The sequence below is a fragment of the Yersinia thracica genome (assembly GCF_902170565.1).
Taxonomy (GTDB): Bacteria; Pseudomonadota; Gammaproteobacteria; order Enterobacterales; family Enterobacteriaceae; genus Yersinia; species Yersinia thracica.
In genome coordinates this window covers 16,686-30,976 of the sequence record NZ_CABHXX010000105.1, presented here as the reverse complement: position 1 = coordinate 30,976, position 14,291 = coordinate 16,686, and the positions used below count along the sequence as shown (strand labels likewise).

The following is a 14,291-nucleotide window of genomic DNA, read 5'->3' as shown; positions in this document are numbered from 1 at the left end:
ATTTATTTTGAGGGGCGTCTTGATAAAGTGATAACGCTATAATGATTTTAACGTGACACAGAATTCTGAACACTCTCCAACTCTTGGTCTTTTCGCGACTATATTCTAGTAAAAAACAGTCTTGTTATGTTTTGTTGTTGATTTGCTGACGAACTCAGGCATTGTCTCACTACTTTTTGTTGCCATGCCGGGCATCCATCTGGATGGTATACCTTTGCATCTTATATATCCTGCTTCATGTTTACCGGAATAACCCGGCAACTTCATTTCCGGTACGCGGATACTTTTTGAATCCCTGACTGTGAAATTAGTGTAATATGTGCGGTCACGAACCAGCGTGTAGAGGCGTCTGCGTGATTATCACGACGGTATGCTGTGTTCCAAAATGTATTACAATCAATGAGTTCTGCTTGATTGTGAGCTTAACTTATTGATTACAATATATAACACGACGCCTGTGAAGGCGACATTAGAGGTTGCTCAATGAGCGAGAAGTCAAAAGACCAAAAGTTACCCAACGCAAAGTCACCTAGCCCTAAACCGCAGGATGACAAGGTTGTGGGTGAAAAAACAAAAGTTGTGGGTGAAAAATTACAGAAAATCTTGGCACGGGCCGGTCATGGCTCACGTCGGGAAATCGAAACAATCATTCAACAAGGCCGCGTCAGCGTTGATGGTAAAATATCAAAGTTGGGTGATCGCGTTGAAGTCACCCAGGCCACGAAAATTCGCCTGGACGGTCATCTTCTTTCTATTACAGAATCTGAAGAGGCGGTGTGCCGTGTTCTGGCATATTACAAGCCGGAAGGTGAACTCTGTACTCGTAATGACCCAGAAGGCCGTCCAACGGTATTTGACCGTCTGCCTAAACTGCGCGGTTCGCGTTGGGTTGCGGTAGGGCGTTTGGACGTTAATACCTCCGGTTTATTGCTGTTTACCACCGATGGTGAACTGGCCAACCGCTTGATGCACCCCAGCCGTGAAGTTGAACGCGAATACGCGGTGCGCGTGTTTGGTCAAATCGATGACGAAAAAATCAAGCAACTTAGCCGTGGTGTTCAATTGGACGATGGCCCAGCGGCATTCCGCACCATTAGTTTCCAAGGCGGAGAAGGGATTAATCAGTGGTATAACGTCACTTTGACCGAAGGGCGCAACCGCGAAGTTCGCCGCTTGTGGGAAGCTGTCGGTGTACAAGTTAGCCGCCTGATCCGTGTACGTTATGGTGATATCAATCTGCCCAAAGGCCTGCCTCGTGGCGGCTGGACTGAATTGGATTTGAAAGCCACTAACTACCTACGTGAGCTAGTGGAACTGGACTCTGAAACTGTCAGTAAATTGCCAGTTGAGAAAGACCGTCGTCGGGTCAAAGCGAATCAAATTCGTCGTGCAGTTAAACGCCATACCGAAGTTTCAGGTCGTCAGGTTGCAGGTCGTCAAGGCTCAGCCCGTAAAAGTTCTACCCGTCAAAATGTAGGTAATGCAGCTCCAGCAGCCGCTACCGGGCGTCGTGGATCTAACAAGCGCGGATAAGTTCTCTATGGGAAGGAATCATTTCCTTCCCATTATTCATGGTGTGCATTCCTTTACCCCTTTCTCAGTTATTCCTTTTTCCTTCCTATAGTATAAGAAACTTACTTTATTTCTTTCGAAAGCATAAATTACCTATAACAAATGGTTTTACAGCATATACACACCATCAACCAGGGTTGGATAGCGCTGGCCTCGGGATATACTGTGTGGCTACATTGCTCTTGGGGAATCCCCATCGAATTTAAAATCTAAGGAGCATTAACATGAAAAAATCTCTGTTAACGACCAGCGCAGCTATTTTATTTGTTGTCGGCACCGGATTTTCCTCTGTGACTTATGCTTGCGGCGGTCCTCACTCACATTATGGCGATAATTGCGAAAAAACCTGTAGCCCACTTTCAGAGCCATGGAAGTCAATTTGCTACTTTGGCGGTACACAGCAGAAAGGCCAGCCGTCGAGCCAAGTGGTTCCGGGGATGGGGATGTTAACACCGGCCCTTGGGACACTGACCCCACCCAATATCCCTATAATCCCACTAGAGAAATGATGAGAAAAACTCAACTGGTCAATATGGGCTAGTCAGGGTTGGATATCACTATCTGGCCAAAATGCCGCAGATATTCTGTCTGCGGCACCTGATTGGTTCGAATGATTGCTGACAATTACCAGTCAATACCCATTTGAGCTTTAATACCGGCATCAAAAGCATGTTTAACCGGGCGTAATTCACTGACGGTATCCGCCATTTCCAATAGCTCCCGATGGCAGCCACGGCCAGTAATAATCACTGTTTGATGGGCTGGGCGCTGCTTTAGCGCATCAACGACTTCATCCAGTGATAAGTAATCATAAGCGACCATATAAGTCAGTTCATCCAGCACCACTAAATCCAACGTCGGATCAGCTAACATCCGCCGCGCGTGTTGCCAGGCCTCCTGACAAGCCGCGGTATCGGTTTCTCTATTTTGCGTATTCCAGGTAAACCCAGTGGCCATCACCTGAAACTCAACACCATGTTGTTGCAGTAGATTTTTCTCGCCGTTCGGCCATTCACCTTTAATAAACTGTATCACACCCGCTTTCAAACCATGACCAACAGCACGGGTTAGGGTACCAAAGGCGGCGGTGGTCTTACCTTTGCCATTGCCGGTAAAAACAATCAAGATACCGCGGATTTCTTGCGCTGCTGCAACCCGTGACTCAACCTTTTCTTTTATTTTTTGTTGGCGTTGCTGGTGGCGTTCTTCAGACATGAAACATTCCTTTATTATTCTGCGGGGCCGGGTTTACGGCCGGGTTGTGCATCGAAACTGATACCGGTCTTTCTGCGGCTATCGTCGCCCATCAGGTAGAGGTACAGTGGCATAATCTCCGCCGGTGTTTTTAACTTACTGGCATCTTCATCCGGGAAGGCGATCGCCCGCATCTGAGTGCGCGTTCCCCCTGGATTAATACAATTAACTCTCAAGTTGCCGTGTTTATATTCTTCGGAAAGCACTTGCATCATGCCTTCAGTGGCAAATTTTGACACGGCATAAGCTCCCCATCCGGCTCGGCCCTGACGGCCAACACTGGAACTGGTGAAAACTAAAGAGGCATTGGGTGACTTCAGTAGTAATGGCAAAAGTGCTTGAGTGAGCATAAATGTTGCATTGACATTCACTTGCATAACCTCTTGCCAGACGGTGATACTTTGCTCAGCCATCGGGGCTATCTCACCTAATAAACCGGCATTGTGCAATACACCGTCCAGATGCGGAATTTGACAGCTGAGCGCATCCGCCAATTGTTGGCAATCTGACACAGTTGCATGCAGCAAATCCAGCTCCCAAACAGTAGCCAACTGGCCGCCAGACTCGACAATTTGCTGCTGCACAGCCACCAATTTGTGCAGGGTTCGGCCGACAAGAATCAAGCGAGCGCCAAAGCGTGCATAAGTTAGAGCCGCTTCGCGACCAATGCCATCACCTGCTCCCGTCACTAATATAGTGCGATTATCGAGCAGATCATGTTTAGGTTGGTAATGCATAATTATTCCTTTTACGGACGGCGAAAATTTGGCTCTTATAGGCCGCGATATCTATTACATTCTTATATTTAAGCGAAACCAATGCAATTTTTCATTTGCGCAAGACGGCGGCTTAAGGGTTCGCTAGAATGCAGGTATCTCTTTAATTGCAGATGAATAAAGGCGGTATTTGTGGAGTTATTTTCTCTGTACGGATTGTTTCTCGCTAAAGTGGTGACCATCGTGGTCGCGATTGGTGCGGTAGTATTGTTGGTTGTCAGTCAGGGAATGAGGAAACAAGGGCAACAGGGAGAACTTAATTTGGTTGATTTGGGTGAGCAATATAAGGAAATGCAACGTGAAATGCGGTTGGCCCGCATGAGTCATGCTGAGCAAAAAACCTGGATCAAGGAATTTAAAAAGCAGCAAAAATCTGATCAAAAACTCAAAAAACAACGCGCTAAATCGGGTGCGGTGGCGGCGGTGAAACCTTGCCTGTATGTCATTGACTTCAAAGGGAGCATTGACGCCCACGAAGTGACTTCATTGCGCGAAGAAATTTCTGCGGTGTTGGCAGTGGCGACGGCTCAGGATGAAGTGTTGCTCAGGCTGGAAAGCCCAGGGGGCGTGGTACACGGCTATGGTCTGGCGGCATCACAATTGGAGCGTCTGCGTCACAAAGGCATTCGTCTGACTGTTGCGGTCGATAAAGTTGCTGCCAGTGGCGGGTATATGATGGCCTGTGTCGCTGACCGCATCATTAGCGCCCCGTTCGCCATTATTGGCTCTATTGGCGTCGTCGCCCAAATACCCAACTTCCATCGTTTACTGAAAAAGAACGATATTGATGTTGAGTTGCATACTGCCGGTGAATTTAAGCGAACCCTGACATTATTTGGGGAAAATACTGAGCAAGGGCGCGAAAAGTTTCGTGAAGATCTGAATGAAACACACTTGCTATTTAAGCAATTCGTCCAGCAACAACGGCCTTCTTTAGATATTGATGCAGTTGCCACGGGTGAACATTGGTTTGGTACCCAAGCCAAAGAAAAAGGGCTGGTTGATGCCATTGGTACCAGCGATGATTTACTGATTGCTGAAATGGATAATCATGAAGTTATTGGTGTGCGTTATTCACGCCGTAAACGCTTAATGGATCGCTTTACCGGTAGCGCCGCAGAAAGTGCTGATCGTCTCTTATTACGTTGGTGGCAGCGCGGTGAAAAACCCCTGTTATAAGCGGAGATAAAGCGAATTTGATGTGAAAACAGCAGGGGGGCTTGCCCCTGCTGTTTTTTTTGCGTAATCGCTAAAAAGGAACGCAATAAAAAGAGAATAATCTGCAATTAGTCGATTAAATGATATTTAGCAGACAACACCTGCGCGAGATGTTTAAACATATTAAATACGGCGGTTGTTTTGGCTGTAGGTAAGCCCTGATCATCGAGAAAGAACTCCCCGCGAAATACTAAAACAGGTCCCTTTTGTTCAACTTCAGTGGCTTCCATACCATGCAGATAATCTTCATGTTGCCGAATAATCTCATTAGCTTCTGCCAATAATTTATTACGTTCAATCGGTGTTGTGTTTCCGAACATCATATTTCCTCAATACAATTATATTTCCTCACCACAAGGTGATTTCTCTTACTATTGTACTGCGGGTTAGCGTTTGTCCGCAAACCGACTAAGGTTTATTCGAGCTACTGGCTGGTTTGTCATCACAATTGGATAAATTCAGATTCCGAGCTAATTAGGTTGCGTGTCGCTTTTTATCAGGTACAGTGTGGGATTTTATACTATTAGGTGGAAGGTTTTGTTGACGCCATGGGGCAGAATTCACTGCTGTTACACTGGGCGCAGGCAAAGATTTTGACAGATCGTCAACTGAGCTTCGGAAAGCGCTTTTATGGCTCCGATCAAAAAAACAGGTTGATCTCCTGAAAAAGTACCGCAATATAAAAAAGAGATTCAGAATGCCGCGGTACGGCAAGATAAAAACCTTCTTTTAGAAGAAATAATTTAGGTAAAGGTAATTATGGGTAAAGCTCTCGTAATAGTTGAGTCCCCGGCAAAAGCCAAAACTATTAATAAATACTTAGGGAATAACTACGTGGTTAAGTCCAGTGTCGGTCACATTCGTGATTTGCCGACCAGTGGCTCAGCCAGTAAAAAGAGCGCTAACTCAACTGAAGATAAAGCCAAGAAAGCCGACAAGCCCAAAACTAAAGTAAAGAAAGACGAAAAGGTTGCGTTAGTTAACCGCATGGGCGTCGATCCTTATCATGGCTGGAAAGCGCAGTATGAAATTTTGCCCGGCAAAGAAAAAGTGGTTGCCGAGCTGAAAGCATTAGCTGAAAACGCCGACCACATCTATCTCGCAACCGACCTTGACCGCGAAGGAGAGGCAATTGCCTGGCATTTGCGGGAAGTGATTGGGGGTGATGATGCGCGTTTCAGCCGTGTGGTGTTTAACGAAATCACAAAAAATGCTATCCAACAGGCGTTTAATCAACCGGGTGAATTGAATATCAACCGGGTGAATGCCCAACAAGCCCGTCGCTTTATGGACCGGGTTGTGGGTTATATGGTTTCTCCACTGTTGTGGAAAAAGATTGCCCGTGGCTTGTCAGCCGGGCGAGTGCAGTCAGTCGCGGTGCGTTTGGTGGTTGAACGCGAGCGGGATATTAAAGCATTCGTCCCTGAAGAATACTGGGAATTGCATGCCGACTTGCTGGCGAAAGGTGAAGTTCCTATTCAAATGGAAGTCACTCATGCTCACAATAAACCCTTTAAACCGGTAAACCGTGAGCAGACCCACGCCGCACTTAAATTGCTGGAAAACGCACGCTATAAAGTGCTGGATCGTGAAGATAAACCGACCAGCAGCAAGCCGGGTGCGCCGTTCATTACTTCTACCTTGCAGCAGGCCGCCAGTACCCGCCTGAGCTTTGGTGTGAAGAAAACCATGATGATGGCGCAGCGCTTATATGAAGCGGGCCATATTACCTATATGCGTACTGACTCCACCAACTTAAGTCAGGATGCTCTGACCATGGTACGCGGTTATATCGGTGATAACTTTGGCGATAAATATTTGCCATCTGCACCCAATCAATACAGCAGTAAAGAGAATTCACAAGAAGCGCATGAAGCTATTCGCCCTTCTGATGTGAATGTGCTGGCTGAGCAGTTAAAAGATATGGAAGCCGACGCCCAGAAGCTGTATCAGCTGATTTGGCGTCAGTTTGTGGCCTGCCAGATGACACCGGCCAAGTATGACTCTACCACCTTGACGGTACAGGCGGGTGATTTCCAACTGCGCGCCAAAGGCCGAACTTTACGCTTTGATGGTTGGACCAAGGTGATGCCAGCCTTGCGTAAAGGTGATGAAGACAGAACTTTACCTGTCATTGAAGTGGGTAGTGAACTGGATTTACAAAAACTGATCCCAAGCCAGCACTTCACCAAACCGCCTGCGCGTTACAGCGAAGCATCATTGGTAAAAGAGCTGGAAAAACGGGGCATTGGCCGCCCATCTACTTATGCGTCGATTATTTCGACCATTCAGGACCGTGGTTATGTGCGGGTAGAAAACCGCCGCTTCTATGCCGAGAAAATGGGCGAAATCGTGACTGACCGTCTGGAAGAAAACTTCCGCGAGTTGATGAATTACGATTTTACCGCGCGTATGGAAAGTGGCTTGGATCAGGTTGCCAATAATCAGGCTGAGTGGAAAGCGGTATTGGATGGCTTCTTTGCCGAATTCAGTGAGCAACTGGAAAAGGCTGAAAAAGATCCTGAAGAGGGCGGTATGCGCCCGAATCAAATGGTGATGACCAGCATTGATTGCCCAACTTGTGGCCGTCAGATGGGGATTCGCACTGCCAGCACTGGGGTATTCCTCGGGTGCTCTGGTTATGCATTGCCGCCGAAAGAGCGCTGCAAAACCACCATCAATCTGGTGCCTGAAGCTGAAGTTCTTAATATTCTGGAAGGTGATGATGCGGAAACCAACGCATTACGCGCCAAACGTCGTTGTCAGAAATGTGGCACCGCCATGGATAGCTATCTGATTGATAACCAGCGTAAATTGCATGTTTGTGGTAATAACCCGGCATGTGATGGTTATGAGATAGAAGAAGGCGAGTTCCGCATCAAAGGCTATGAAGGCCCGATTGTTGAGTGCGAAAAATGTGGTTCTGAAATGCATCTGAAAATGGGGCGTTTTGGTAAGTACATGGGCTGCACCAATGATGAGTGCAAAAATACTCGCAAAATCTTGCGCAGTGGTGAAGTCGCGCCGCCGAAAGAAGATCCGGTACCTTTGCCAGAACTGCCATGCGAAAAGTCAGATGCTTATTTCGTGTTACGTGATGGCGCTGCCGGTGTCTTCCTGGCTGCCAATACTTTCCCTAAATCGCGCGAAACCCGTGCGCCGCTGGTAGAAGAATTGGTGCGCTTTAAAGATCGTTTACCGGAAAAATTACGTTATTTGGCCGACGCGCCAGTGGCGGATAACGAAGGTAATAAGACTCTGGTTCGCTTTAGCCGCAAAACCAAGCAACAATATGTTTCCTCCGAAAAAGAGGGGAAAGCGACCGGCTGGTCGGCTTTCTATATTGATGGTAAATGGGTTGAAGCTAAGAAATAGGTGTTTTGACATCCATCTGAATGCGGCTTAGCGGATAATTTTTTACTGAGCAGCTAAAACATCTGTGATGTGAAATACTGAGTCGTATATGTAAAAACCAGCCTAAATGGCTGGTTTGAGGTTATTGACAAAGTGCCTGCAGCGGTGAAAACAGGCAGATCGTAAAGACGCCGTCAATACATCCATGTAGGCTCGAGCCGCGCCATCCCTGGCGCGGACGCTTTACTCTTCTGCCCGTCCTTACCACCAGAGATCGAGTCATTGGGGTTTGTCAGCAGTCTGAAACCAGCCTAAATGGCTGGTTTTTTATTGGGCTAATCTATTCAAGTGTTTTATAGTCTTGGGTAAACCGTTGAAGTTATAAATTGTTAACGGCTGTCTGTGTTGGGCAAAATTCCGAATATTTTGAGCTAATATTTATCACTAAATCATTAACAGCATGGGTATGCGCGCGGGTTAAAACCGCAGGTTAAGTCGAGATAAAGACGACATAACAAGGGTGTATACAGAGGCTAATGAAATGATATAGTAGTTATATAAAATAGTTTTTTATCACCTAATGTTATTATAAGGTCAATACTGACCACTTTGGCATCATGCAGTTATGGGTTTCAGTTGATAACTTCTCGGCATACCGGGTGAGACCGATATACCAAACTGTGGGCCTCCCGCAGTGTTTAACCTAGGATGGTATAGATATGAAATTGCAGCAGCTCCGTTATATTGTTGAGGTGGTAAATCATAACCTTAACGTATCATCCACCGCAGAAGGCCTGTACACCTCGCAACCTGGGATCAGTAAGCAGGTCCGAATGTTGGAAGATGAGCTGGGTATCCAGATTTTTGCCCGCAGCGGTAAACATCTCACACAGGTAACCCCCGCAGGGCTGGAAATTATCCGTATTGCCCGTGAAGTCCTCTCAAAAGTTGATGCCATTAAAGCTGTTGCCGGCGAGCATACCTATCCTGATAAAGGGTCTTTGTATGTCGCGACCACCCACACTCAAGCGCGCTACGCATTACCTAATGTCATCAAAGGTTTTATTGAGCGCTATCCGCGCGTATCGTTGCATATGCATCAAGGGTCACCGACGCAAATAGCAGAAGCGGTTTCGAAAGGCAGTGCCGACTTTGCTATCGCGACGGAAGCGCTGCATTTATATGACGACCTGATTATGTTGCCGTGTTATCACTGGAACCGTGCGGTGGTAGTGAAGCCCGATCATCCATTAGCCGGTAAAGCCCATGTTAGCATTGAAGAGCTGGCCGCTTATCCGATTGTAACCTATACCTTTGGTTTCACTGGGCGTTCTGAACTGGATACTGCATTTAATCGCGCTGGTCTGACGCCGCGTATTGTCTTTACTGCGACAGATGCGGATGTGATTAAAACTTACGTGAGATTAGGGCTGGGGGTGGGTGTTATTGCCAGCATGGCCGTTGACCCAATCCAAGACCCTGATCTGGTCACTGTAGATGCGCGCGATATCTTTACCTACAGCACCACGAAGATTGGTTTCCGGCGTAGTACTTTCCTGCGCAGCTATATGTATGATTTTATTTTACGTTTTGCGCCTCATTTAACGCGAGATGTGGTGGATAAGGCCGTTGCGTTGCGCTCGAATGAGGATATCGAAGCGATGTTTAAAGATATTAAACTGCCGACCAAGTAATGTTGTCATCCATTAAAAGAAAGCCCCTGAAAAGGGGCTTTTTGCATAGTTAACGTTTTTTATTGGCTTGTGCGAGTACAGACCCTGCCAATGTTTTGGCTTTTTCACTGGACTCGGGGTTTGCCAGCACTTGTGCGGCGACATCTTCCATATAAATACCTGTCTGATTATCAGTATTGGTCTGAGAGAGCGCCGAACCCGCCAAACTTTTTTCAAGGGCGGAAGCATTAGGATCTTTGAGTATTCTTGCCGCTTGGGCCGCTACTGACGCTGATGTTTTCTTTTTATTTCTTGACATTAATTAATCTCATTTTGTTTGTAGGGTGTACCTCATATTGTGTTTTAACAACACAATATATGGTTAGAACTGTATAAAAAGACAGTATGATATTCAAATTACATTTCCTGAAAAATAGTTTATAACCTTAGTTGAAAGAGTAAGCGGTTATTTCAATAACGGGAATTATAAGTATAAATTCAAAAGATAATTTAAAAATAGTTTGATATTTTATTAATCTACAATCTTGGTTTTATATAAGCATAGTCAAGAGGAATAAATGAATAGAATATCTTACCCAATAAGCCACCTGGAACTTCATAATGTAGTTAATTCATTAAAAATGTCGAATGCGCCAATTGAAAAAAGACAATTTTATATTGATGGAGCGCGTTTTTATGACGATAAAAAGGTTGATAAAAAGGTTGATGAAAAGGTTGATGAAAAGGTTGATGAGAGAGTGTTAGCAGAATTGGTCAATAGATATTGGTTAAAGGAAGGTGATGAAAAAGAGAATGAGAGGAGAGTTACTGTACTGGAAAACATGAGTCAATATTCAATGGCAACGGTTGCTGTTCAACACTCCCAGACAATATACCCTTACTTACATTATGAGGGTATTTCAATGGAGTTTAATTCAGATAGCGACTACGGACTTGAAATGCGTTACTCAGTACCTTATAGCGATGGAAAAAAACGTTTATTCACTTTGGAATGTCAACTGTTTTTAGGTGAAAACTTTGAGTTAAATGAAGTACAATCGCGTGTTTATTATCATTTTGAGAAACAATGCCCAAGTGAATTAAGGCGTGACGTCAATCGCAATAGTATCCTCGAAATGATTTTTAATTGGTTCAAAGAATTATTCACTCCCAATTCTTATGCTGCTGCGAATACTATGTCGCCTTCAAAAAATGAATATAAAGGATGGGATCCACAAGTTGTAAATTCAACAAATCCTCTGCCTGATAAGGAGATATTGGATCAAAAAAATATAGCTAATAAAAAAGATGAAGATGATGTTGGTCAATTTTTAAAATCAATTATTCAAGGTTTTGATGAACTAAATAATGATATAGACAGGGAATTAGATAAGTGTAGTGATAATAAAATTGAAAAAAGGATGGAAGAATTATCTGAAGATCTTCAAAAATGTCTAGATAATGATAAGGAAGATCTTGATAAAATAGAAAATGATGCGGTTAAATTTAATCAATATTTTGAAGGAATAAATGATGGATATAAGCAACCTCCGGAAATTGATTTGGAATGGGATGATGCTATTTGATAAATAATTTAAATCTGAGCATTCGACATAAATTGGCCACCACCCTCGTTTCCATAAATCGCCATTGTTGCCAAAATGTTAATGTTTCTTTGTGTTATATTGATTCTAGACCTCATAATTTCAAGGGTATTGCCTTGGTATGATGAATGTTGTTTAGAGCACTATAAGAAACAATGGAGGCGCTATGTCGTTAGATTTGCGAAAAACGAGTATGGCCAAATTGGTCGCCCTTAAGCACGAATATCACTATTACAGCCTGCCGCAACTGGCGGCAGTGCTGGGAGATATCGACCGATTACCTAAATCACTGAAAGTGTTGCTAGAAAACTTACTTCGCCATCTGGATGGTGAGCAGGTTCAGGAGGATGATCTCAAAGCCATTGTGGCCTGGCAACAAACTGGGCATGCCGAGAAAGAAATCGCTTACCGGCCTGCTCGAGTCTTAATGCAAGACTTTACTGGCGTCCCGGCCGTGGTGGATTTGGCCGCGATGCGGGAAGCGGTGAAACGCCTCGGCGGTAATGTCGCGCAGGTTAACCCACTGTCGCCGGTTGATCTGGTTATCGACCACTCGGTGACTGTCGATGAGTTTGGCGATAAAGCCGCGTTTGGTGAAAACGTCCGCTTAGAAATGGAACGTAACCACGAACGCTATACTTTCCTGCGTTGGGGGCAAAAAGCCTTTAGCCGCTTCCGGGTGGTGCCGCCGGGCACTGGGATTTGTCATCAGGTGAATCTGGAATATCTGGGGCAAACCGTCTGGCATGAAGAGCAGGATGGCAAGCAGATTGCTTATCCGGATACCTTAGTCGGAACCGACTCCCACACCACCATGATTAACGGCTTGGGGATTCTGGGTTGGGGCGTTGGTGGCATTGAAGCTGAAGCGGCGATGCTGGGGCAGCCAGTATCCATGCTTATCCCCGATGTGGTCGGTTTCAAAATGACCGGCAAAATGCGCGAAGGAATTACCGCCACTGACTTGGTATTGACCGTGACTCAAATGCTGAGAAAACACGGTGTGGTCGGTAAATTTGTTGAGTTTTACGGTGATGGTTTGGCGGATTTGCCGTTAGCGGACCGCGCTACCATCGCCAATATGGCACCGGAATACGGCGCGACGTGCGGTTTCTTCCCGGTTGATGAAGTCACTCTAAGCTATATGCGCTTAAGTGGCCGTAGTGACGAACAAATAACATTGGTGGAAACCTACAGTAAAGCGCAAGGATTATGGCGTCATCCGGGGGATGAGCCGGTGTTTACCAGTCAGTTATCATTGGAACTGAGCACGGTAGAATCCAGTCTGGCGGGACCGAAACGCCCGCAGGACCGAGTCTCATTAGCGAAAGTGCCTTTGGCGTTTAATGCGTTTGAAGAGTTGGAAGTCAACAGCAAAAAAGACAAAGTCAGCGGCGTCTCCTTCACTCTGGAGGGTAAAACCCATGAGTTAGAACAGGGCGCCGTCGTCATCGCGGCCATTACTTCATGCACCAATACCTCCAACCCCAGTGTACTGATGGCGGCGGGATTACTCGCCAAGAAAGCCGCAGAAAAGGGGCTTAAAACTCAGCCATGGGTGAAAACCTCCCTGGCTCCCGGCTCCAAAGTGGTGACTGAATACCTTAAGGCCGCGGGGTTAACCTCTTATCTGGATCATTTGGGGTTCAACCTGGTGGGCTACGGCTGTACCACCTGCATAGGTAACTCTGGCCCATTGCCACAACCAATCGAAAATGCCATCAAAGAAGGGGATTTAACTGTCGGTGCGGTGCTTTCCGGCAACCGCAACTTTGAAGGGCGTATTCATCCGTTGGTGAAAACCAACTGGTTAGCTTCGCCGCTGCTGGTGGTCGCCTATGCTTTGGCGGGGAACATGAATGTTAATCTGACGCAAGATGCGCTGGGCAACGATCCTGAGGGTAATCCGGTCTATCTGAAAGATATTTGGCCGACCGGGCTTGAAATCGCCAAAGCGGTTGAAGAAGTGAAAACGGACATGTTCCGCAAGGAATATTCCGCGGTGTTTGATGGCGATGAAGAGTGGCAGGCGATTCAAGTGGATAGCACGCCCACCTATGACTGGCAGAGTGATTCTACCTATATCCGTTTGCCGCCTTTCTTCAGTGATATGAAAGCATTACCGGAACCCGTTCAGGATATCCATCATGCCCGTATTTTGGCAATTTTGGCCGATTCCGTCACTACCGACCACATTTCACCCGCCGGTAATATCAAGCTGGACAGCCCGGCAGGACGTTATCTGCGTGATCGCGGAGTTGAAATTAAGGAATTCAATTCCTACGGCTCGCGCCGGGGTAACCATGAAGTGATGATGCGCGGAACCTTTGCCAATATCCGTATCCGGAATGAAATGGTGCCCGGTGTTGAGGGGGGGGTTACTCGCCATATTCCATCGCAAAATCAAATGGCTATCTATGATGCGGCTATGCGTTACCAGCAGGAAAATGTGCCATTAGCGGTGATTGCCGGTAAGGAATATGGCTCAGGTTCAAGCCGCGACTGGGCCGCTAAAGGGCCGCGCCTGCTGGGGGTTCGGGTGGTGATTGCGGAGTCTTTCGAACGTATTCACCGCTCTAATTTAATCGGGATGGGCATTCTGCCGCTGGAGTTTCCTGCTGGGGTAGACCGCAAAACATTGGGCCTGACGGGCGATGAATCTATTAGTGTCAGTGGGTTACAAGGCTTAGCTCCGGGGCAAATTGTTCCTGTAACACTCACTTATGCCGACGGGCGGCAGCAAAAGGTTGATACCCGCTGCCGCATAGATACTGGCAATGAATTGGTTTATTTCGAAAATGGCGGCATTTTGCATTATGTGATCCGCAAAATGTTGTAAT

11 protein-coding genes are annotated in these 14,291 nt (G+C 46.3%); 7 read left to right on the top strand and 4 right to left on the bottom strand.

The features are described from left to right. Positions 1-483: 483 nt before the first annotated feature. Positions 484-1,533 (top strand): 23S rRNA pseudouridine(2605) synthase RluB, encoded by a 1,050-nt coding sequence (gene rluB, locus FTA91_RS15565; protein ID WP_145583579.1) that lies wholly within the window; start codon positions 484-486, stop codon positions 1,531-1,533. Between the two features lie 263 nt (positions 1,534-1,796). Next, positions 1,797-2,081: a hypothetical protein gene (locus tag FTA91_RS15560; RefSeq protein WP_050114497.1), complete on the top strand. Its 285-nt coding sequence runs from the start codon at positions 1,797-1,799 to the stop codon at positions 2,079-2,081. 115 nt (positions 2,082-2,196) lie between these two features. On the opposite strand, the gene cobO is transcribed toward FTA91_RS15560, so the two are convergent. Together cobO and FTA91_RS15550 are read right to left on the bottom strand one after the other, a co-directional pair. After that, positions 2,197-2,787, bottom strand: coding sequence for a cob(I)yrinic acid a,c-diamide adenosyltransferase (cobO, locus tag FTA91_RS15555; RefSeq protein ID WP_050114498.1), 591 nt, complete (start codon positions 2,785-2,787; stop codon positions 2,197-2,199). A 14-nt stretch (positions 2,788-2,801) separates the two neighbouring features. Beyond that, the gene (locus tag FTA91_RS15550; protein ID WP_050114499.1) at positions 2,802-3,563 is read right to left on the bottom strand and encodes a YciK family oxidoreductase; all 762 of its coding nucleotides are present in this window, start codon (positions 3,561-3,563) and stop codon (positions 2,802-2,804) included. A 171-nt stretch (positions 3,564-3,734) separates the two neighbouring features. Here FTA91_RS15550 and sohB point away from each other — a divergent pair, with 171 nt between their 5' ends. Further along, positions 3,735-4,781: a protease SohB gene (sohB, locus tag FTA91_RS15545; protein ID WP_145535938.1), complete on the top strand. Its 1,047-nt coding sequence runs from the start codon at positions 3,735-3,737 to the stop codon at positions 4,779-4,781. A 107-nt stretch (positions 4,782-4,888) separates the two neighbouring features. Here sohB and FTA91_RS15540 read toward each other — a convergent pair whose 3' ends face one another. Then, the gene (locus tag FTA91_RS15540) at positions 4,889-5,140 is read right to left on the bottom strand and encodes a YciN family protein (protein ID WP_050114501.1); all 252 of its coding nucleotides are present in this window, start codon (positions 5,138-5,140) and stop codon (positions 4,889-4,891) included. 439 nt (positions 5,141-5,579) lie between these two features. On the opposite strand from FTA91_RS15540, the gene topA reads away from it, so the two are divergent. Together topA and cysB are read left to right on the top strand one after the other, a co-directional pair. Further along, on the top strand, positions 5,580-8,195 hold the full coding sequence (gene topA / locus FTA91_RS15535; protein WP_145535939.1) for a type I DNA topoisomerase: 2,616 nt from the start codon (positions 5,580-5,582) through the stop codon (positions 8,193-8,195). 698 nt (positions 8,196-8,893) lie between these two features. Further along, a complete protein-coding gene (gene cysB / locus FTA91_RS15530; RefSeq protein ID WP_005165856.1) occupies positions 8,894-9,868 on the top strand; it encodes an HTH-type transcriptional regulator CysB in 975 nt (324 codons plus the stop codon). A 49-nt stretch (positions 9,869-9,917) separates the two neighbouring features. Here the strand turns inward: cysB and FTA91_RS15525 are convergent, their stop codons facing one another. Beyond that, a complete protein-coding gene (locus FTA91_RS15525; protein ID WP_050114503.1) occupies positions 9,918-10,166 on the bottom strand; it encodes a hypothetical protein in 249 nt (82 codons plus the stop codon). A gap of 259 nt (positions 10,167-10,425) precedes the next feature. Here FTA91_RS15525 and FTA91_RS15520 point away from each other — a divergent pair, with 259 nt between their 5' ends. Together FTA91_RS15520 and acnA are read left to right on the top strand one after the other, a co-directional pair. After that, positions 10,426-11,433, top strand: coding sequence for a hypothetical protein (locus FTA91_RS15520; RefSeq protein ID WP_145583577.1), 1,008 nt, complete (start codon positions 10,426-10,428; stop codon positions 11,431-11,433). A 184-nt stretch (positions 11,434-11,617) separates the two neighbouring features. Next, a complete protein-coding gene (acnA, locus tag FTA91_RS15515; protein ID WP_145583575.1) occupies positions 11,618-14,290 on the top strand; it encodes an aconitate hydratase AcnA in 2,673 nt (890 codons plus the stop codon). Position 14,291: the final 1 nt, after the last annotated feature.

Coding starts and splice junctions, on each gene's coding strand:
- rluB (WP_145583579.1), top strand. CDS start 484: ATGAGCGAGAAGTCAAAAGACCAAAAGTTACCCAACGCAAAGTCACCT.
- FTA91_RS15560 (WP_050114497.1), top strand. CDS start 1,797: ATGAAAAAATCTCTGTTAACGACCAGCGCAGCTATTTTATTTGTTGTC.
- cobO (WP_050114498.1), bottom strand. CDS start 2,787: ATGTCTGAAGAACGCCACCAGCAACGCCAACAAAAAATAAAAGAAAAG.
- FTA91_RS15550 (WP_050114499.1), bottom strand. CDS start 3,563: ATGCATTACCAACCTAAACATGATCTGCTCGATAATCGCACTATATTA.
- FTA91_RS15540 (WP_050114501.1), bottom strand. CDS start 5,140: ATGTTCGGAAACACAACACCGATTGAACGTAATAAATTATTGGCAGAA.
- topA (WP_145535939.1), top strand. CDS start 5,580: ATGGGTAAAGCTCTCGTAATAGTTGAGTCCCCGGCAAAAGCCAAAACT.
- cysB (WP_005165856.1), top strand. CDS start 8,894: ATGAAATTGCAGCAGCTCCGTTATATTGTTGAGGTGGTAAATCATAAC.
- FTA91_RS15525 (WP_050114503.1), bottom strand. CDS start 10,166: ATGTCAAGAAATAAAAAGAAAACATCAGCGTCAGTAGCGGCCCAAGCG.
- FTA91_RS15520 (WP_145583577.1), top strand. CDS start 10,426: ATGAATAGAATATCTTACCCAATAAGCCACCTGGAACTTCATAATGTA.
- acnA (WP_145583575.1), top strand. CDS start 11,618: ATGTCGTTAGATTTGCGAAAAACGAGTATGGCCAAATTGGTCGCCCTT.